The sequence below is a fragment of the Vibrio sp. 99-70-13A1 genome, from assembly GCF_013114625.1.
In the GTDB taxonomy this organism is placed as follows: Bacteria; Pseudomonadota; Gammaproteobacteria; order Enterobacterales; family Vibrionaceae; genus Vibrio.
Window position 1 is genome coordinate 83,025 of the sequence record NZ_VTXD01000008.1, and the last position, 20,571, is coordinate 103,595.

The following is a 20,571-nucleotide window of genomic DNA, read 5'->3' on the forward strand; positions in this document are numbered from 1 at the left end:
TTATTGTAAGAAAAATAAGCGATTCTATGTCAACAGAAACTGATGAAACAACATGGGTTACCTTTAAGCGATTATGGACTTATATTCGCCTTTATAAATCGGGTTTAGGTGTTGCTGTCATTGCTCTTGTGATTAATGCGGTGTCTGATACTTATATGATCTCTTTGCTGAAGCCTCTACTTGATGAGGGCTTTGGTAATGCAGAATCGGATTTCTTACGTACTTTGCCTATTATTGTATTCGCGATGATGTTTATTCGTGGTATCAGTGGCTTCGTTTCAACCTATTGTTTAAGTTGGGTTTCTGGCAATGTTGTCATGGAAATCCGTAGAAAGATTTTTAGCCAATTCATGCACATGCCTGTTTCGTTTTTTGATAAAGAACAGACAGGGGCATTGTTGTCTCGAATTACTTATGACTCAGAGCAAGTATCATCAGCTACAAGTAAAGCGTTGGTGAGTATTGTGCGTGAAGGTGCCAGCATTATTGGTCTGTTAGTCTTAATGTTCTGGAATAGTTGGCAGCTTTCCCTTGTTTTATTTGCTGTTGCCCCTGTCGTTGCATTTGGTATTAGTGTTGTATCTAAGCGTTTTAGAAAAATTTCTAAAAACATGCAGACCACCATGGGTAAAGTTGCATCATCTGCAGAGCAAATGCTTAAAGGCCATAAGGTTGTTTTGAGTTATGGAGGGCAGGATGTTGAAAAGAAACGCTTCGATGATGTAAGTAACCAAATGCGTCAGCAAAGTATGAAGCTAGTCACTGCTCAAGCGGCTGCTAATCCAATCATTCAAATGATCGCGTCAGTTGCGATTGTTGTTGTTCTATTTCTTGCTAGCGTCGATTCCATTAAAGCAGAACTAACTCCTGGTACGTTTACTGTTGTTTTCTCTGCAATGTTTGGTTTACTACGTCCGCTAAAAGCATTAACTAATGTTACTTCTGAATTTCAACGCGGTATGGCTGCCAGTCAAACATTGTTTGGCTTGATGGATCTAGATGTTGAATCTGATAAAGGCAGCCTAAAAGTAGAACATGCTAATGGTGATGTAGCAGTTAAAAACGTAACCTTTACATATGAAGGAAGCGATAAGCCAGCACTAGATAATGTGAGTTTTACTATTCCAAAGGGGAAAACCGTCGCGTTGGTTGGGCGCTCAGGTTCAGGGAAAAGTACTATAGCGAATTTGTTTACACGTTTTTATGATGTGGATTCGGGCGTAATTAGCTTAGATAACCATGACATTCGAGATTACAAATTGAGAAATTTAAGGGAACATTTCGCTTTAGTTTCTCAGAGTGTTCATTTATTTAATGACACAGTGGCTAATAACATCGCATATGCAGCTGAAGAAAAATATACCCGCGAGCAGATAGAATATGCCGCTAAGCTTGCTCATGTGACAGAGTTTATTGATGGTATGGAGTTTGGTCTAGACACAATCATTGGTGAAAATGGGTCAAGCTTGTCCGGTGGTCAAAGACAGCGTATTGCGATTGCTAGAGCACTATTACGTGATGCTTCAGTGCTGATTCTTGATGAAGCGACATCAGCTCTTGACACTGAATCAGAAAGAGCAATTCAGTTAGCTCTAGATGAGTTGCAGAAAGATAAAACAGTTTTGGTTATCGCTCATCGCTTATCTACTATTGAAGAGGCCGATGAAATCTTAGTTGTGGATGAAGGTAAAATTATTGAACGTGGCCCGCATTCAGAACTTATCGCTATTGATGGAGCATATGCTCAGCTTCATCGAATCCAGTTTGGTGAATAGTCGTTTTCTGATATGAAGGTAATAGTTTGATTGAGAAAATTTGGTTCAATAACCACATTTTGAAATATTTACTTTGGCCGCTACTGTGGCCATTAAGTTTGATATTTCAAGTTATTAGCAATAAACGACGCAACGCTTATCAGTCAGGAAGTAAATCTGTATATAGACCACCACTACCTGTTGTGGTGGTTGGGAATATCACTGCTGGTGGTAATGGCAAAACTCCCGTTGTTATATGGTTAGTCGAAACGCTGTTACAGGAAGGCTTTAAACCTGGAGTTGTTTCTCGTGGTTATGGGGCAAAAGCACCAAGTTATCCATTAGTTTTGAATAACTCAACACCTGCTGAATTTTCAGGGGATGAACCAAGGTTAATCTATAAAAGAACTGGAGTACCAGTTGCCGTCGACCCGATCAGAGCGAATGCGGTAAAGGCTCTATTAGAGCAAGATGTAGATATCATAATTACTGATGATGGTTTGCAGCATTATGCTTTAGCAAGAGATATTGAATTTGTTGTTGTAGATGGGGCTAGACGTTTTGGTAGTGAACGCTTAATCCCGCTAGGTCCTTTAAGAGAGCCTATTTCTCGATTAAATGATGTCGATTTTATTATCAACAACGGGGGGAAACCCCAGAGTAATGAAATTAAAATGTCTTTGGCGCCTAGTGAAGCAATTAATCTAAAAACTGGTAAAAAAAGCACTGTTTGCGACTTAAAGAGTTTAGTGGCATTTGCTGGTATTGGTCACCCTCCTAGATTCTTCCAAACGCTAGAAAACCTAGGTGCAGATTTGATTGATACTAAAGGTTTTGCTGATCATAAAAGTTTTAATAAAAGTGAACTACATACTTTTGCTAGACAAGGCAAGAATGTGATTATGACAGAGAAAGATGCGGTAAAATGTGAAGAGTTTGCTGAAAGTAATTGGTGGTATTTACCTGTTACTGCTGATATAGACACCGACGCACAATACAAAATTATGCAAAGAATTAATGAGGTTATGGAATACTATGGATCATCGTCTACTTGAAATTGTTGCTTGCCCTGTGTGCAAAGGTAAATTAACTTTTGATAAAGATAAACAAGAGTTGATATGTAAGGTTGATCGTTTGGCATACACAATCAAAGAAGGCATTCCTGTTCTGTTAGAAACAGAAGCCCGTACTATGACTATGGATGAGGGTAAGTAATGTCCTATACGGTTGTCATACCTGCAAGATACCAATCAAGTCGATTACCAGGAAAGCCATTAGCTGATATTGGTGGAAAACCAATGATCCAATGGGTTTACGAACAATCAATGAAGTCGGGTGCTGATAAAGTGATCATTGCAACCGATGACAGCCGTGTAGAAAAAGTTGCAAAAACTTTTGGCGCAATGGTCTGTATGACATCTCCTAATCATGAGTCTGGCACTGAGCGTCTTGCTGAGGTAATTGAATTAATGAACATCCCTGATGACCATATCATTGTGAATGTTCAAGGTGATGAACCTTTAATTCCCCCTACGATTATTAATCAGGTTGCAAATAACCTGGCGAATAGCTCAGCACCAATGGCAACGCTAGGCGTAGAAATTACTCACGTTGATGAAGTATTTAATCCTAATGCTGTGAAAGTCGTAACGGATAAAGACGGGTACGCACTGTATTTCAGCCGAGCAACGATTCCTTGGGATCGCGATGCCTACGCAAACAATGGCACCGCTGCGGAATCGCCTTTACTGCGTCATATTGGTATCTACGCTTATCGTGCGGGTTTTATCAATACTTACATCAATTGGGCACCAAGTACCCTTGAGCGTATTGAGTGCCTAGAGCAATTACGAGTGCTGTGGTACGGAGAAAAAATTCATGTCGACGTTGCTGTTGAAGCGCCTGCTGCGGGTGTTGATACGCTAGAAGACTTAGAAGCCGTTCGCGCTATTATTGGCTAAGCTTCTTTGAGTTATTACTTCTTTGCTCTACAAAAATGCAAAATCACAGAGCCTCGCGTATTGCGGGGCTTTTTTACATCTACAGAAAGTGTATGTGTTTTATATTGACCTAAGCTAGTGGATATTGAGTCGGTTGCATTCGTTTAAGCATTATTAGCTCTGAATTATCTGAGAATTACCTCGCTCGACTTTCAATTTTTCTTTATAATATGCCGCCTATAAAGTAGTGGCAATCTGCTAGTACAGAATACAACTTACGACAAAACGTGGAGTAAAAGATGCCTTCTCAAAGCCCAGTTATTACGGTTGATGGACCAAGTGGTGCAGGTAAAGGTACCCTGTGTATGTTACTAGCAGACAAGCTAGGTTTTCATCTTCTAGATTCAGGTGCGATATATCGCGTACTGGCTTTAGCGGCGATTCACCACGGTGTGGATACTGAATCGGAAGATGCTTTGGTCCCGCTTGCTACTCACCTCGATGTACAGTTTCTTGCTGAAGGTGACTTAGTTAAGGTTATCTTGGAAGGCGAAGATGTGTCTGGTGAACTTCGTAAAGAAGAGACTGGAATGGCTGCTTCAAAAATAGCCGCTCTACCTCGTGTCCGTGAAGCATTACTGCGTCGGCAGCGTGCTTTTAGCGCTGCTCCTGGTTTAGTCGCAGATGGTCGTGACATGGGAACCGTTGTATTTACTGAAGCTGAAGCGAAAATATTTTTAGATGCAAGTGCTGAAGAGCGTGCGAACCGCCGCCTTAAACAGTTGCAAGAGAAGGGGTTAGATGTTAAATTTGACGACCTTTTGAGCGAGATCCAAGAGCGAGACGATCGAGATCGTAATCGCCCAGTGGCGCCACTTCGCCCTGCAGAGGATGCTCTAGTGCTTGATTCCACCTCAATGAATATTGAGCAGGTAGTAGAAAAAGCACTACACTATATTGAATCGAAACTGGCTGGGTAATTTTTCCGAGCTAGTACGAACGTTGGTCGCAAGGATGATGACCGGCGAATTTATCAACCCCATGCGGTAGGATACCCATGGACGTTTAATTATTGAAGATTAAATAATGACTGAATCTTTTGCTCAACTCTTTGAAGAGTTTCTATCTGAAACTGAATTCCAACAAGGCAGCATCGTTAAAGGTACTGTAGTAGCTATCGAGAACGGTTACGTTCTTGTTGACGCTGGTCTTAAGTCTGAATCTGCTATCCCGGCTGAACAATTCAAGAACGCTGCTGGCGAACTTGAAGTTGAAGTTGGTGCTGAAGTAGACGTAGCTCTAGACGCTGTTGAAGATGGTTTCGGTGAAACTCAACTTTCTCGTGAGAAAGCGAAGCGTCACGAAGCTTGGATCGTTCTTGAGAAAGCTTGTGAAGAAGCTGAAACTGTTGTTGGTATCATCAACGGTAAAGTTAAAGGCGGTTTCACTGTTGAATTAAATGGTATCCGTGCTTTCCTTCCAGGTTCTCTAGTAGACGTACGTCCTATCCGTGACACTGCTCACCTAGAAAACAAAGAGCTAGAGTTCAAAGTAATCAAGCTAGACCAGAAGCGTAACAACGTTGTTGTTTCTCGTCGTGCTGTTATCGAATCTGAAAACAGTGTTGAGCGTGACGAACTTCTTGAAACTCTACAAGAAGGTACTGAAGTTAAAGGTATCGTTAAGAACCTTACTGACTACGGTGCATTCGTTGATCTTGGCGGTGTTGACGGTCTTCTACATATCACAGATATGGCTTGGAAACGCGTTAAGCACCCATCAGAAATCGTTAACGTTGGTGACGAAATCCTAGTTAAAGTTCTTAAGTTCGATCGTGAGCGCACTCGTGTTTCTCTAGGTCTTAAGCAACTTGGCGAAGATCCATGGGTAGCAATCGCTAAGCGTTACCCAGAAGGTCACAAACTTTCTGGTCGTGTTACTAACCTAACTGACTACGGCTGCTTCGTTGAAATCGAAGAAGGCGTTGAAGGTCTAGTACACGTTTCTGAAATGGATTGGACTAACAAGAACATCCACCCTTCTAAAGTTGTTAATGTTGGCGACGAAGTTGAGGTTATGGTTCTTGATATCGACGAAGAACGTCGTCGTATCTCTCTAGGTCTGAAACAGTGTAAAGCTAACCCATGGCAGTCATTTGCAGAAATGCAAGCTAAGGGCGACAAAGTTACTGGTAAGATCAAATCTATCACTGACTTTGGTATCTTTATCGGTCTTGAAGGCGGCATCGACGGTCTTGTACACCTATCTGATATTTCTTGGAATGCAACTGGTGAAGATGCAGTTCGTGAATACAAGAAAGGCGATGAGATCTCTGCAGTTGTTCTAGCAGTAGATGCAGAGCGTGAGCGTATTTCTCTTGGCGTTAAGCAAATGGAAAACGACCCGTTCAACGCATACGTTGCTGATACTAAGAAAGGTACTCTAGTAAACGGTACTGTAACTGCAGTTGACGCTAAAGGCGCTACTATCGAGCTAATCGAAGGCGTTGAAGGCTACATCCGTGCTTCTGAAGTATCTCGTGACCGTATCGAAGATGCATCTCTAATCCTAAGCGCTGGTGACAGTGTTGAAGCTAAGTTCACCGGTGTAGACCGTAAGAACCGCGTAATCAACCTATCTATCAAAGCTAAAGATGAAGCTGATGAGCAAGAAGCAATGGCTACACTGAATAAGTCTGACGAAGGCGGATTCGGTAACGCAATGGCAGACGCATTCAAAGCTGCTAAAGGCGAATAATAGCTTCTCGTTAAGAGAATTATAGCTATCTAGCCAAGAAAGGAGCCGTAAGGCTCCTTTTTTTTTGCTTATTTTTCCGATAGGTCTATAATTTCTAAAAAGAAACCAATGAGGTAACTATGACTAAGTCTGAATTGATTGAAAGACTGTGTGCTGAGCAAACACATCTTTCTGCGAAAGAAATTGAAGATGCTGTAAAAGACATTTTAGAGCACATGGCTACAACACTAGAAAGCGGTGACCGAATTGAAATCCGTGGTTTTGGTAGCTTCTCATTACACTATCGCGAGCCTCGATTAGGTCGTAATCCAAAAACAGGTGATAAAGTAGAACTAGAGGGTAAATATGTCCCTCACTTTAAGCCTGGTAAAGAATTACGTGAACGAGTAAACGCTGGAATATAGTGCAACTTATCGGAATTATAAAGCGGCATACTATAATGTATGCCGCTTTTTTATGTCCAGAATATTGGTAATATCCGTGGTCTGAATAGTAATTTTCCTGCATAATTGTCTAAGTAAACTAACTCATGAGTGATGAACTATGAAAATAATAAAAATACTCGCGGTAATAGCCCTTTTCCTAATTGCATTAGCTTTGGGTTCTCAAAACCAGAGTGTAGTTACGTTTAACTACCTACTCGCACAAGGTGAGTTCCACTTATCTACATTACTAGGTGTTGTATTTGTATCAGGCTTTGCTCTCTCGTGGGTTGTTTTCGGTAGTATGCATCTTAAATCACAGTTGCAGGTTGTTCGTTTAAAGAAAAAGCTTAGTAAACAGTCAAAAGCGATTGTTGTTGAGTCAAAAGCTTAATGTAACTAAAGGCTAAGACTTAATGTTAGAGTTACTGTTCTTATTATTACCAATTGCCGCCGCTTATGGGTGGTACATGGGTAATCGTAATGCTCAGCAAGAAAAGCAAAAACATTCCCACCAAATATCTCGTCAGTACGTTATGGGCTTGAACTTATTGTTATCTGATCAATCAGATAAAGCGGTAGATCATTTTATTGAATTACTTCAAGTTGATAATGAAACCATTGATACGCATTTAGCTCTTGGTAACTTATTTCGGTCCAGAGGTGAGGTTGATAGAGCCATACGTATTCACCAAAACTTAATCTCTCGTTCAGGTCTTACTTTAGACCAAAAGAATTTAGCGCTTCAACAGTTGGCTAAAGATTATATGGTTTCAGGTTTCCTAGACCGTGCAGAAAAGATTTTCGAGCAACTTGTAGAAGAACCAGATCATAGAGAAGGGGCTTTACAACAGCTTGTATCTATCTATCAGCAAACTCGTGAGTGGGATAAAGCCATTCATTATGCCAATTTACTGGTTAAATTAGGCAAGAAAAAAATGCATTCTACAGTTGCACACTTTTGGTGTGAACTTGCTATGAATGAACAAGCTGACGGTAACCAAGCTAAGGCTATTCAATATTTTAAAAAAGCTTTAACGGAACATCCTAAATGTGCCCGTGCAAGTATTTCATTAGGTAAATTATATCTAGAAAATGAGCAATACAAGAAGACGATTACTCATATGGAGCAAGTACTTGATCAAGATATCGATTTGATTAGTGAAGTACTCCCAACTCTTGCTGATTGTTATCATCATTTAGATCAGGAAGAGTTGCTAGTTGAATTTTTGCGTAAATGTATAGCTAAAAAAGCAGGAGTGTCTGCTGAGTTGATGTTGGCTCAACTGGTTGCACATCATGAAAACATTGGTTCGGCACAAGAGTTATTGACTAAGCAGCTCGTAAAAAATCCAACAATGAAAGGTTTTTATCGCTTAATAGATTATCACTTAGCAGAAGCTGAAGATGGGCGAGCAAAAGATAGTTTAACTACATTGCAATCTATGGTTGGTGAACAGCTAAAAACTAAACCACATTACCGTTGTAGGAAATGTGGCTTTTCCACCCATTCCATGTATTGGCATTGTCCATCGTGTAAAGGGTGGGGAACGATTAAGCCTATTCGTGGGCTTGATGGTGAATAAATTTGTGGTCATTACTAGACCAAATTAATAATTGCAGCTTTCGAGCTGCATTTTTTTGAGTGTAACTTATACAAAGTTAATTACGTTAGGAGATGAAATGAACGATCAAAAGATCATCGTAGCACTGGATTATGATAACCAAGCGAGCGCATTAGCTTTTGTTGATAAAATTGATCCTGCATCTTGCCGACTAAAAGTAGGCAAAGAGATGTTCACACTATTTGGACCAGAGTTTGTTCGTGAATTACATAAACGTGGTTTCTCTGTATTTCTGGATTTAAAATTCCACGATATTCCAAATACTTGCTCTAAAGCTGTGAGGGCAGCCGCGGAGCTTGGAGTGTGGATGGTAAATGTTCATGCGAGTGGTGGCGAAAAAATGATGCAAGCCTCACGTGAGATTTTGGAGCCATACGGAAAAGATCGACCTTTGCTTATTGGAGTAACAGTACTAACAAGTATGGAACAAAACGACCTAGCAGGTATTGGGTTAGATTTAGAGCCTCAGCAGCAAGTGATGCGTTTAGCTAAGCTGACACAAAATTCAGGCTTAGATGGTGTAGTGTGCTCTGCTCAAGAAGCATCGTTACTGAAATCAACGTTAGGGAAGGAGTTTAAGCTAGTTACTCCAGGCATCCGCCCTGTAGGCGCCGATGTCGGAGACCAAAAACGAATTATGACTCCGAGCAAAGCGATAGAGTCGGGTTCAGACTATTTAGTAATAGGTAGACCAATCACTCAGGCTGCGAATCCATCTGAAGTTTTGATGTCTATAAATAATACTCTGTTACAAATCAGCAACAAGTAATAATTCTAATAATAGCGCCTAATACATGTCAATCAGATGACGCAATCGTTTAGGCGCGCTCCTAGCCAGAATAAATCACTAATTACCTTCAATATATAACTAATATTTCTAATCTATAGTCATATATCCCTATCATAAACACCTGCTGGACGAATATTATTGCATTAAGTTAACTGAAAATGTTTTTTTTGCGGTTGCTGTGTTTTATAAAACCCAAAAGAATGTCATAAATATGACATAACTCGATTATCTTATAAGTTGTTAAAATTAACCGTTTCATATGAATAATTTATAGATTAGAGTTTTCCATCAGTTTACAACTTTGCAATAGAACGTTTTTACATCACCTTAATAATTTACAGGATGTAAGTTACATTTAGTAATTGGTACGGAGTATTTCCAATTGTTAGCATATATTATCAGGCGATTATTATTAGTTGTCCCTACCTTTATAGGTATTACAATATTAATCTTTGCAATAACCAGATTTGTTCCGGGCGGACCAGTAGAAAGAATGTTATCCAGTATGCATTCAGGATCCGATAGTGCCTCGGTTAGCGTCGCTGGTAATAGTTCCGCTTTATCAGAAGATCAAATTGCAGATTTAAATGCATTTTATGGCTTGGATAAACCTGTTTTCGAGTCTTACATTGATTGGCTTTCTAAAATAATTGTTTTGGATTTTGGCGAGTCCACTCGATATTACGAACCCGTAAGTGACATGATCGCTGAGAGGTTACCTGTCTCCTTATTTTATGGTGGCATGACTTTCTTTATAAGTTATTTCATCTCTATTCCACTTGGTTATTTTAAAGCGATTAAACATGGATCAGTATTTGATTCATTTTCATCAGTCTTAATATTTGTTGGATATGCCCTTCCTGGTTACGTCGTCGGTGTCTTTTTAATCACAGTATTTGCTTATAACTTAGACTGGTTCCCTATGGGAGGCTTTGTTGGCGATGACTTTGATGATTATGAAACCGGATTTGAGCAAATCAAAGATATTATGTGGCACGCAGTACTGCCGTTAATTTGTTATTTGATTGGTGATTTTGCAACACTGACAATGACGATGAAAAATAACTTAATGGAAAATATTTCCGCGGATTACATTCGTACCGCTATAGCAAAAGGTCTCCCTTTTAAAACTGCTGTTAAAAAGCATGCTTTACAAAATAGTTTAATACCAATCGCGAGCCACTTTGGGAACTCATTATTATTCTTCATGACGGGCTCATTTTTAATTGAAGTAATCTTTAATATCGATGGTATTGGTCTACTTGGATATGAATCTATTATGGAAAGGGATTACCCTGTAGTCATGGGAATAGTCGCAATTAATGCAGTGATGCTGATGATAGGAAATATTCTTTCTGATCTTTGTGTCGCAATTGCGGACCCAAGAGTGAGGTTTGGATCATGATATTTCAGCTAACCCCTTTAACTCTGAAAAAGATTAAGCATTTTAAAGAAATTAAACGAGGATATTGGTCGTTAATTATACTTACGATTCTTCTTGTACTTTCTTTATTCGCAGAGGTTTTGGTAAATAGTAAAGCATTGGTCGTGAAGCAAGATAACCAATGGTTTTTCCCAGTATTCAGCGATGTTAAGTTAGGTACAGATTTTGGCTTAGATTATTCAAGCGAAGCCGACTACCGTGACCTTCAATTAAAATTTAAGCAGGATAATGATGGCGATTTTGTTTTAATGCCAATAGTTCCATGGAATCCATATGAGCAAGACTTTTCTGGAGATTTTCCTCCTTTGGCTCCAAGCCTGGAAAGTAAACATTATCTAGGCACTGATGTCATTGGTCGAGATATTCTTGCAAGGTTAGTTTATGGCTTTCGAATTGCTATGGGTTTTGCGTTGATGACGATGGCAATTTCATACGTAATAGGAACAATTGTCGGTTGTTCAATGGGTTACTTTGGTGGGAAGTTCGACTTATTTGTACAAAGGATGATTGAAGTTTGGTCAATGGTGCCATTTTTATATGTCATCATGATATTGGTATCGATTACCCAGCCAACTTTCACATTATTTGTCGCCATTAACGTGTTGTTTGGCTGGATGGGCATCACATGGTATATGCGAACAATGACTTACAAAGAGTCTGCTCGTGAATATGTGATGGCTGCTAGAGCTCTCGGTGCTTCGACTTCTCGAATTTTATTACATCATATTTTGCCTAACACTATGGTTATGATTGTAACGCTAGCACCATTTACAATAGCTGCAAATATTACCGCACTAACCGCTTTAGATTATTTAGGGCTTGGTTTAATGCCACCTACACCTAGTTGGGGCGAGCTTCTACAGCAAGGAAAATCAAACCTAGATGCTCCTTGGATTGTAGTCTCTGTGGTTACGTCAATTGTTGCCGTACTGGTAATGGTGACCTTCATCGGTGAAGCGATCCGTTCAGCTTTTGATCCTAAAAAATTCACACGTTACATTTAGACGTTATTTTTACGCTAAATTTACAGGATGTACCTGATTCACAGGAAGTAATGATTATGAAAAATAAAGTAGCACTATCTGTCATAGCGGTATTGTCGAGTATAAGTCTATATTCAAATGCTGATGTTTTACCGCAAGAGGTTACTTGGCTTTCAAATAACGCTGAGCCTGTTTTTGCTTCAGAAGAGGCAAAAAGAGGGGGAACATTAAGAACATTTATACAAAGTTTTCCTCAAACTCTGAGAAGTGTAGGTCCTGATGCTAATTCAGGGTTAAGACATTACTTTATGGATGGGGCTCCTAAACTTGTCCAACGCCACCCTAATACCGGTAAGTGGATTCCACAACTTGCAACTGAGTGGGCATTTGACAGCGATAATAGAACGGTTTATTTCAAACTCGATCCAAATGCAAAGTGGTCTGATGGTGAACAAATAACAGCTGATGATTATTTGTTCATGCTTAAATACTATCGTTCAAAAGATATTGTTGACCCTTGGTATAACGAGTTCTTTTCAAACTCAATTGTTAATGTCACTAAAATAGATGATTTCACAATATCGGTTGAAACTGAAGTAGAACAAAGCTCAGACGCATTGATGGTGCTTATCAATATGCCTAGTAATGGTTTTCAACCAAGACCAGAGCACTTCTTCAAAGATGGTAAAGATGAAAATGGCGATGGAATGGTTGACCGTTTTGTTCGTCAATACAACTTCAAAAGTGAACCTACCGCAGGACCTTACTATTTAGAAAAAGTAAAAAAAGGCAAAAGTGTAACCTTCAAGCACGTTGGTGATGATTGGTGGGGTTACTCAAATCGCTATTATCAGAATCGTTATAATGTCGACAAAATCAGAATTACTGTAATTCGAGATTTTGATATCGCATTAAAGCATTTTGAAAAAGGAAAGCTTGATTACTTTGACTTAGTACTACCTGAATATTGGCATGGAAAGTCGGACTCCGAAGGCTTTGAAAATGGTTATATTCACAAATTTTGGGGATTTAACCAGACTCCGCAAGGTGCTGGCGGTTTGTGGATGAATACTTCCCAACCTTTACTTAATGATATTAATGTACGTAAAGGCATCATGCATGCTACTGATTATGACGGTATGATCGCTAATATTATGCGTGGTGATTATTCTCGTAAACCACATGGCCTAGGCTTTGGTCATGGTGAATATGATAAAGCGGATAATAAAGCCCCCGACTTTAACCCTAAAGTTGCTGTCCAGCATTTCATTAAGGCAGGCTTTGATAAGGTCGGTTCAGATGGCATCCGTATCAACAGTAAAGGTGAGAAGTTAACTTTTGCTATTACTTACGGGTATAACACTTGGACTCCACGTATTGCTTACCTTAAAGAGCAGGCTAAATTAGCGGGTGTCGAGTTTTCTCTTAACCTTGTAGATGGATCCTCAGCATTCAAATACATCTTAGAAAAAAAGCATGAGCTTGCTTTCCTTAACATGGGCTCAGGTGAAATACCTTCATATTGGGAGTATTTGCATTCAGATAATGCAAATAAACCTCAAACTAATGCTCATACCAATTACAGCAGTCCTGAACTAGATGCATTGATAGAAAAATATGACGCAGAATTTGATCAGCAAACACGTTATGACTTGTCACACCAAATTCAAGATTATGTCTCTGATGCCAACATTATTGTACCTGGTTATATGGTGCCATACTCAAGAGCTGTCCATTGGCGCTGGGTACAATATGCAGATAATGCAATGACTAAGCAAACCCAGTCATTCTTTCATCCGATGGATATAGGTAACTTCTGGATTGATAAATCGCTTAAAACTGACACCCAAAAGGCGATGAAGAAAGATAAGAAATATCAACCAGTAACGGTTATAGATGATCAGTATAAGCTGTAAGCTCGAGTTAGAACCTATGAATAATGAAACAGTGTTAGAAGTCAAACAGTTAGAAGTCGAGTTTAAAACTGATGACGGAATCGTAAAAGTACTGCATGGCGTTGACTTTGAGGTATTAAAGGGCCGGACGCTAGGTTTAGTCGGCGAATCGGGTTGTGGGAAAAGTGTTACGTCTATGTCCATCATGGGGCTACTTCCTAAACCCTATGGAAATATAGTTTCAGGGAGTATTGCTTACAAAGGTACAGAGCTAACCTCTTTACCGGCTGAAGAAATGTATTCAATGCGAGGGGATGCAATTTCTATTATTTTTCAGGATCCAATGACAGCTCTAAATCCTGTGCATACTGTTGGCAAGCAGATAATGGAAGTTCTGGAGCTACATCGACCTGAATTACAAAAGGCAGAGCGAAGAGAGTATGCAATCGCAATGCTCGAAAAAGTAAAAATCCCAATGCCAGATAAGCGTATTGATGAGTATCCGCATAATTTATCCGGGGGGATGAGGCAGCGAGTAATGATCGCAATGGCATTGGCATGCAAACCAGATTTACTGATTTGTGATGAGCCAACCACAGCTTTGGATGTAACCGTTCAGGCTTCAATTCTTTCTTTAATGAAGGAGTTGCAGAATGAAACAGGTATGGCAATGCTTTTCATTACTCACGATTTAGGGGTTGTTGCCCAAATTTGTGATGATGTTGCAGTTATGTACGCTGGTAAAGTTGTTGAAAAAGCCGATGTTTTCGAGTTATTTGATAACCCTCAACACCCATATACCAAGCGTCTATTGGGATTAATGCCGAATTTGGATCATAAGCCTAAGACCATTATTGATATTGAACCGATTAATGCTAGTGATTTTCCAGAGTTCAGAGGGTAATGGAATGAAAGAAGTACTAAGAATTGAAGGCTTAAAGCAGCACTTTGTATCTGGCAAACGCTTATTTTCTAAAGGCTATAAGATTAAAGCGGTTGATGGTGTCTCTTTTTCACTTGAAGAAGGTAAGACGTTAGGTTTAGTTGGAGAGTCTGGTTGTGGGAAAAGTACTTTAGGAAGAACGATTCTCAAGTTATTTGAACCAACAGCTGGCAAGATTTTTTTTGAAGGCAAAGATATTACTACACTGTCAGCAAAGGAAATGCGCCCGTTACGTAAAGATATGCAAATAGTATTTCAAGACCCTATGGAGTCACTTAATCAGCGGCATACTATAGGAATGATATTAGAAGAACCTTATATCATTCATAGTGTTGGTACAGCGAGTGAAAGAAAGGAATGGATCTTAGAGTTACTGGATAAAGTAGGGTTGCCTCGCGAGTCAATTAATCGCTATCCACATGAGTTCTCTGGAGGTCAAAGACAAAGAATTGGTATAGCACGTGCTATTGCTTTAAAACCAAAATTACTTATTTGTGATGAGTCTGTTTCAGCACTAGATGTATCTGTTCAGGCACAAATTATTAATTTGCTTCTAGTACTTCAAAAAGAAATGAACTTAGCAATTATATTTATTTCTCATGACTTATCTGTCGTTAAGAAAATGTCAGATGATGTCGCCGTTATGTACTTTGGTAAAGTTGTAGAATTTGGTGATGCTCTTAAGGTATATAATGAACCTGAGCACGACTATACAAAATCATTATTATCAGCGATTCCTATTACGCACCCGAGTCAAAGAATTTAATAAAATGTAACAAATAAAAATAAAAATAAAAAACATTTAGCAAATAACAATCTCATTTCGCTTGTAAAGAATATTAGAGTTAGGCCAAAGCCTGATTCTAGTAGTTATTGTCATACCTAAAATATAGAGAATTGATTGCTCAATATTAATGACAATACATGGATGACTCGAAAGGGTTTAATATTTCATGGACGTAAAATATGCAATATACACAACAGTGGAAAAAAAGCGCTCTTGCTTTGCTTCTATCTCCTTTATTAATGACATCTGCTTTTGCTGATGAAAATAAAAGTGAGGAAGTTCAAGAGGAGGAACAGGTCGAGTCTAAATTGGGCGGCTCTGTATCCTTAGCTTACGATACAAATATATATAATAAAGATGACCATCGAGCAGTTCGTAACATTTCATGGAGTGGTTCGTTAACATATAGATTTAATCAAGATTATAGTTCTTATTTATCTACAGGTGGGTATCGAGCTCTAGAAAATGAAACCGGTACATTCGCTACTGATACTGTAATAGGTCTAAGTCGTTCTGACCTTTTTACATTTGGTGAAACTGGGTCTATTGGAATGAGTGGTCAATTTACTATTCCAACCTCGGAAACATCGAAAAATGATGAATTAAATACTGCTTTCAGATTAGCTATTCCAGTTAGTTTTAAAGCATTAGGCATTGATTTTTCGATAGCACCTCGTTTGAGAAAAAACTTCCATGAGTATAAAACTGCTGGCGGTAAATCTTTAACTGAGTGGACATATTCGTTGTCTACAGGTGCAAGTTATAAGTTTGAAAAGCTAGTTATTGGTATTTCTGCACTAGGTGGAAACTCTCAGAGTTACCAAGGAACGCGTAGAGATGACTTTAATTATGGCGGCTCTATATATGGTTCTTATCAAGCAACTGACAGTATCGGTATTAGTTTGACAGGAGCAACATCTGGATTTTATTCAGATGCTGAGCAGGGTACATTGGGAAATATCGATTTATTTGATGCAGACCGTGCTTCGTATATAGCAGAAATAACTTATTCCTTTTAAGGAAAAATAAAATAATAAAGAAGGATCACAAGATGATGTTTAAAAAAATTGCACTAGCAGCAGCAGTTTCTGCTGTACTGGCTGGTTGTGGGGCTGATGATCAAGCCTATGAATACGAAAAAAGAGATGCAAAAGAAGTAGCCGTTAAAGATCTTAAAGAAGGTCGATGGTTCTATGTACCTACAACTGGTGCTGCACCACGTTTTGCTTTAAACCAATTCCCGTTTTTACAGGGTATGGGTCGATACGTTGAGTTATGCTACACAAAAAATGGTCTTGAAGTTCGTAGTTTTGACAAAAACTACCCTGACGCATCACTAAATATTGATGAGAACAACTACTGTGCTGAGTCTGGTATTGTTGGTGATGATGATTCCGTAAACTTCCCGCACGTTCTAACTATTCCTGGTGACTATGCTGCATATCGTTGTAACGAAGATAGCTATGGTGACTGTACCAATGAAGAAGAAATTAATACAGATAAAAACTTACCATATACTGCTCAAACGCACTTCACGCCGACTCCAGAAGACTTAGAAGTTTCTGAATTCAACTATGAAGATTTGTTTGGCCTAACCGATGGTGTAACTGAAACTGATGGCGCGAAGTTGATCTCTTGGGAGTTCGATGACAAGTCTGGTGTTCTTAACTTCGAGTTAGAGCGCACTTTCCGTATTGATATGGATAAGCTATCTGATTACATCAACTTTAGCACTAAGAAAGGCTTAGAAGAAGCTTTGGTGGATGGCGCTTTCAAATCCCGTTTTTACTACTCTCTAGTTCATGAAAGTGTTGTTGCAACAGAAGGTTACCAACCTGCTCTTTACCCTGTTGGTGACGAAAATGATATTGGCTTCTTCACAACTGAAACGAAAAAAATCAACCCGATCACAAATAAATACGATCGCGATGTTGTATATCTAAACCGTTTTAACCCAGATCAAGACTCAATTAAGTATTACTTAACGGATAACTTCTTTGAAGAAAAGAACAAGTTATTCTTAGATTCGACGATTCAAACTGTGAATAAAATGAACCAAGCATTGAATATGTTTGGGGCTGATTCGGCAATGCCTGTTCTTGAAATTGTTAATGCGGCAGCACCTGCTGGGATTCACCCTGGTGACCTACGTTACAATATTATTAACCTTGTAGATGAGCCTTTGGCAAATGGTCTTTTAGGCTATGGTCCTTCAGTAGCAAACCCAATGACAGGCGAAATCATCAAAGCGCATGTTAACCAATACTCAGGAGTTGCACGAACGGGTGTTCCTTTCTACTGGGATAACCTAGCACGGTTCTATAACCGCAATCAGCTAGACTTAGATGGACTAGATCCGCTACCAAGTGACGCTGCAGCTTCTTCAGAAGTTCAGTCTCGAATCCAGCAATTATCTACTCTAAGTGCGTTAGCAAAAATTGAAGGGACATTGAACCCTGAGTCTGCACCAAACGTCAGCCGTGATGAAGCGGTTAAGAATGAAGCTCACCGTGTTGCACCAACAGTTTTATTAGATAATTTCAATGATGAAATGGACTTTAAAGATGTGGTAGCAGCAGAAGAAAACCGCTTAGCTTTCTGGTCTGAAAACAACGCTTATCCAATCGAAGCTTCATGGGTATCTTCAACAAACAAAGCGATGTTAGATAATCTGAGCCTTGACGATGCACGTTACTTCAACATAAAGCTTGATGCTGATGGTAATGAAGTTTCTCGTGAACTGAAGCGTTGGAAATATCTACCGACTGAATTACAACAGCTGGCAGCTGATGCAATTACTGTTGCAACTTACAGCAATACTTTAGTGCATGAAATTGGTCATAACGTAGGTTTACGCCATAACTTCAAAGGTTCTAATGATAAAGATAACTACTATTCATTAGAACAAGCTCATCAACTTGGCTTACACAACGTCCCTGCATACAGTTCAACAATGGATTATGCACCTAGTATGTTAGATGAAACGCCAACTTGGGGTCTGTACGATATAGCGGCATTCAAATTTGCATACGGTCGTATTGTTGAAACCATTCAAGACTCTCCAGGTCAAGCTCCAACTCCGGTTGCAGAACCTGCGGCAGATGCATCGGATGAATTGAAAGCAGCTTATACAGCCTATCTTGCAGAGTTAGAATCATATAACACTAGCTTCGCGATGAGATTTGGTAATTCAGCAAACAATGACTCATTAATGGTATGTCTACCAGTAGCTGAATTAACTGATGCAGCTAACGCAGGCAAGTCTATTTACAACTGTGATTTCTCTAAGTTTGATACTGCAGCTTTATCTGGAAATGAAGATGACTATCAAGCAACCCGCTACGGTGTTCTTCATTACCTAGATGAAGTTCAAGAAATTCAAAGAAAAGACTATGCATTCTGTACTGATGGCAATGTTTCATTAAATAGTGATTGTAACCGTTTTGATGAAGGTACGAGCCTAGAAGAAATTGCTACTTATGAATGGCAGAGCTACCTAGATAGTTATGACAGACGAAATGCCGCAGAATATAGCGTAAATGGTCTATATAGTTCTGACTACCCAAGCTACATGATTAGACGCTTCCGTGAAATGTCATCTATCCGTGACAAGATCGAAGATCTAGAGCGTATTGATAACTTATATACTAACTTGGGTTATACGAGTTCAACAGATAAGCCGGGTGATTTCTTATCTCGCTTAGCTGCTAACCCGACTTACTGTACAGAAGGTGGAGATCAGAATAGCTGGTTCTGTGATTACTCATACGGTGCAACGAAAGCTGCTGAGTTCTTCTTAGATGTATTACGTACACCTGAGCATCAGTGTGTTATTCAGAATGCTACTGGTCAGCAAAAAGTCGTTGCATTAGGTTCTCTACTGAATAATAACTCTCATCAGTTACCTGCGAGCTACGATCTTTTAGATGCGAGCTGTTTCGATGAGCAAGCTACAGCATTTATTGCTGATGCTGAAACTGGATATTCAGCTGTCGCTGAAACCAAAAATGGTCGATTCCTAACATCTATCGGTAGCTTTGACCCAGATTACCCTTGGTCAAACGCGGTATCTGTACTAGGTAGCTGGCCTGATAAAGCGCTAGCAAGTTACTTCTTAGCGCGTCGTTATTCAAACCGTTACACCGACGAAGTGAGCTTTGCTTCATTATTAGATTTGTCTGGTGTTAAGGCTGAATATGATGACATTATGGCGAATATTATTGCGAAAGATCCATTAACAACGCCATTAGAGCTAGTTGATGTAAACGGTGATGCATTTACAAGCTTAACAGGTGTAACTGTAGATCTTCATACTACAGAGCAAATGGAGTCACTTTCTCCAATGCCTCGTGGTATCAATAACTTCTTTGGTTTATCAAGCATTAGTCGTGAGCGTGTAGGTGATGTCATCCTGAATATGGGTGTCCGTCAAATGCAATCGAATGATTACCAAGTGAAATCTCGTGGTAAAGCACAATTTGATTCATTAACTAAGCAACAAGACCGCTACGGACTTATCGCTGGTGATAAAGTTGAATTCGTAATTGATGGTGAGAAGTTTGTTGCAACGAAAGCCAATAAGTTAGCTTATGAATACGCAAATCAGCTAGTAAGTTCAGATGGTTATGATCTAAAAGTGTTTTTAGATAGTTATGATCCTGCTGCTCTATCAACAATAGTGACAAATATTGATACTGCGTGGGGTGGCTTCAGAACATCACTTCCTGAGTCATATCATGATGCAGTATTACTGTTCGATGCACCTATGGTCAATGCAATGAAGGTAACGATTGATACCGATATTGCTGCTGGTATCCTTAACTTTAATACATCGTTCAATAACTTCCGAGACGCGAATATTGCGTCTGGTGATTTAGTTTATGATGCTGGGGCTGATACTTTAGTTTACCAAGGTGGTGCAGTACATAGTGTTGCTGATGCTTATGCAGCGTACACAGATGCAATGCTACTTATCTTTAATAACTACACGACTTCTATGATGTTCGCAGTAGATAATGTTTACGCAAGCTACACTGCTTCTTCTGATGCAGATAAAGAGCTATGGTTGAAAGATTTCAACATGCTCCAGGCTTACGTTGCTGGTGATATTGGCGCAGTAGCTGGTAAGTACTACGAGTTACTAGACCGCTTACCAAATGCCGGAGACTTTTAAGTCACATTAGGCATATAGTAAGAAATGAAAAATAATAAGGCTCGCATTTGCGAGCCTT

Annotated in this window: 17 protein-coding genes; all 17 read left to right on the forward strand. The window is 39.4% G+C overall.

The window, feature by feature from the left end; translation table 11 throughout:
- The first annotated feature begins 26 nt into the window (after window positions 1-26).
- The 17 genes from msbA (at window position 27) to F0226_RS08075 (ending at window position 20,513) form a co-directional block, all read left to right on the forward strand.
- Window positions 27-1,775 (forward strand): lipid A ABC transporter ATP-binding protein/permease MsbA, encoded by a 1,749-nt coding sequence (msbA, locus tag F0226_RS07995; RefSeq protein ID WP_171735153.1) that lies wholly within the window; start codon window positions 27-29, stop codon window positions 1,773-1,775.
- Between the two features lie 26 nt (window positions 1,776-1,801).
- Window positions 1,802-2,809, forward strand: a complete 1,008-nt coding sequence (gene lpxK, locus F0226_RS08000) for a tetraacyldisaccharide 4'-kinase (protein ID WP_171735154.1) — start codon at window positions 1,802-1,804, stop codon at window positions 2,807-2,809.
- Window positions 2,790-2,969 (forward strand): Trm112 family protein, encoded by a 180-nt coding sequence (locus F0226_RS08005; RefSeq protein WP_171735155.1) that lies wholly within the window; start codon window positions 2,790-2,792, stop codon window positions 2,967-2,969. The genes lpxK and F0226_RS08005 overlap by 20 nt, the downstream gene beginning before the upstream one ends.
- Window positions 2,969-3,715, forward strand: coding sequence for a 3-deoxy-manno-octulosonate cytidylyltransferase (gene kdsB, locus F0226_RS08010; RefSeq protein WP_171735156.1), 747 nt, complete (start codon window positions 2,969-2,971; stop codon window positions 3,713-3,715). Before F0226_RS08005 ends, kdsB begins: the two co-directional genes overlap by 1 nt.
- A 278-nt stretch (window positions 3,716-3,993) precedes the next feature.
- Entirely contained in the window at window positions 3,994-4,674 is a 681-nt protein-coding gene (gene cmk, locus F0226_RS08015; RefSeq protein ID WP_171735157.1) for a (d)CMP kinase, read from the forward strand.
- A gap of 106 nt (window positions 4,675-4,780) precedes the next feature.
- Window positions 4,781-6,451, forward strand: a complete 1,671-nt coding sequence (gene rpsA / locus F0226_RS08020) for a 30S ribosomal protein S1 (protein WP_171735158.1) — start codon at window positions 4,781-4,783, stop codon at window positions 6,449-6,451.
- 119 nt (window positions 6,452-6,570) lie between these two features.
- On the forward strand, window positions 6,571-6,855 hold the full coding sequence (ihfB, locus tag F0226_RS08025; protein WP_171735159.1) for an integration host factor subunit beta: 285 nt from the start codon (window positions 6,571-6,573) through the stop codon (window positions 6,853-6,855).
- Between the two features lie 139 nt (window positions 6,856-6,994).
- Complete coding sequence (locus F0226_RS08030; protein ID WP_171735160.1) at window positions 6,995-7,267, forward strand: lipopolysaccharide assembly protein LapA domain-containing protein; 273 nt, start codon at window positions 6,995-6,997, stop codon at window positions 7,265-7,267.
- A 22-nt stretch (window positions 7,268-7,289) separates the two neighbouring features.
- The gene (lapB, locus tag F0226_RS08035) at window positions 7,290-8,459 is read left to right on the forward strand and encodes a lipopolysaccharide assembly protein LapB (RefSeq protein WP_171735161.1); all 1,170 of its coding nucleotides are present in this window, start codon (window positions 7,290-7,292) and stop codon (window positions 8,457-8,459) included.
- Between the two features lie 97 nt (window positions 8,460-8,556).
- Window positions 8,557-9,267, forward strand: coding sequence for an orotidine-5'-phosphate decarboxylase (gene pyrF, locus F0226_RS08040; protein ID WP_171735162.1), 711 nt, complete (start codon window positions 8,557-8,559; stop codon window positions 9,265-9,267).
- A 403-nt stretch (window positions 9,268-9,670) separates the two neighbouring features.
- Window positions 9,671-10,693, forward strand: coding sequence for an ABC transporter permease subunit (locus tag F0226_RS08045; RefSeq protein ID WP_171735163.1), 1,023 nt, complete (start codon window positions 9,671-9,673; stop codon window positions 10,691-10,693).
- Window positions 10,693-11,736 (forward strand): ABC transporter permease subunit, encoded by a 1,044-nt coding sequence (locus tag F0226_RS08050; RefSeq protein ID WP_171735188.1) that lies wholly within the window; start codon window positions 10,693-10,695, stop codon window positions 11,734-11,736. Before F0226_RS08045 ends, F0226_RS08050 begins: the two co-directional genes overlap by 1 nt.
- Before the next feature lie 56 nt (window positions 11,737-11,792).
- Window positions 11,793-13,631, forward strand: coding sequence for an extracellular solute-binding protein (locus F0226_RS08055; RefSeq protein ID WP_171735164.1), 1,839 nt, complete (start codon window positions 11,793-11,795; stop codon window positions 13,629-13,631).
- Window positions 13,632-13,647: 16 nt separating this feature from the next.
- Window positions 13,648-14,514, forward strand: a complete 867-nt coding sequence (locus F0226_RS08060; RefSeq protein ID WP_171735165.1) for an ABC transporter ATP-binding protein — start codon at window positions 13,648-13,650, stop codon at window positions 14,512-14,514.
- A gap of 4 nt (window positions 14,515-14,518) precedes the next feature.
- The gene (locus tag F0226_RS08065) at window positions 14,519-15,319 is read left to right on the forward strand and encodes an ATP-binding cassette domain-containing protein (RefSeq protein WP_171735166.1); all 801 of its coding nucleotides are present in this window, start codon (window positions 14,519-14,521) and stop codon (window positions 15,317-15,319) included.
- Window positions 15,320-15,519: 200 nt separating this feature from the next.
- Window positions 15,520-16,359 (forward strand): hypothetical protein, encoded by an 840-nt coding sequence (locus F0226_RS08070; RefSeq protein ID WP_171735167.1) that lies wholly within the window; start codon window positions 15,520-15,522, stop codon window positions 16,357-16,359.
- A 35-nt stretch (window positions 16,360-16,394) separates the two neighbouring features.
- Window positions 16,395-20,513 (forward strand): zinc-dependent metalloprotease, encoded by a 4,119-nt coding sequence (locus F0226_RS08075; protein WP_171735189.1) that lies wholly within the window; start codon window positions 16,395-16,397, stop codon window positions 20,511-20,513.
- Window positions 20,514-20,571: the final 58 nt, after the last annotated feature.

Coding starts and splice junctions, on each gene's coding strand:
- msbA (WP_171735153.1), top strand. CDS start 27: ATGTCAACAGAAACTGATGAAACAACATGGGTTACCTTTAAGCGATTA.
- F0226_RS08005 (WP_171735155.1), top strand. CDS start 2,790: ATGGATCATCGTCTACTTGAAATTGTTGCTTGCCCTGTGTGCAAAGGT.
- kdsB (WP_171735156.1), top strand. CDS start 2,969: ATGTCCTATACGGTTGTCATACCTGCAAGATACCAATCAAGTCGATTA.
- cmk (WP_171735157.1), top strand. CDS start 3,994: ATGCCTTCTCAAAGCCCAGTTATTACGGTTGATGGACCAAGTGGTGCA.
- rpsA (WP_171735158.1), top strand. CDS start 4,781: ATGACTGAATCTTTTGCTCAACTCTTTGAAGAGTTTCTATCTGAAACT.
- ihfB (WP_171735159.1), top strand. CDS start 6,571: ATGACTAAGTCTGAATTGATTGAAAGACTGTGTGCTGAGCAAACACAT.
- F0226_RS08030 (WP_171735160.1), top strand. CDS start 6,995: ATGAAAATAATAAAAATACTCGCGGTAATAGCCCTTTTCCTAATTGCA.
- lapB (WP_171735161.1), top strand. CDS start 7,290: ATGTTAGAGTTACTGTTCTTATTATTACCAATTGCCGCCGCTTATGGG.
- pyrF (WP_171735162.1), top strand. CDS start 8,557: ATGAACGATCAAAAGATCATCGTAGCACTGGATTATGATAACCAAGCG.
- F0226_RS08055 (WP_171735164.1), top strand. CDS start 11,793: ATGAAAAATAAAGTAGCACTATCTGTCATAGCGGTATTGTCGAGTATA.
- F0226_RS08060 (WP_171735165.1), top strand. CDS start 13,648: ATGAATAATGAAACAGTGTTAGAAGTCAAACAGTTAGAAGTCGAGTTT.
- F0226_RS08065 (WP_171735166.1), top strand. CDS start 14,519: ATGAAAGAAGTACTAAGAATTGAAGGCTTAAAGCAGCACTTTGTATCT.
- F0226_RS08070 (WP_171735167.1), top strand. CDS start 15,520: ATGCAATATACACAACAGTGGAAAAAAAGCGCTCTTGCTTTGCTTCTA.
- F0226_RS08075 (WP_171735189.1), top strand. CDS start 16,395: ATGTTTAAAAAAATTGCACTAGCAGCAGCAGTTTCTGCTGTACTGGCT.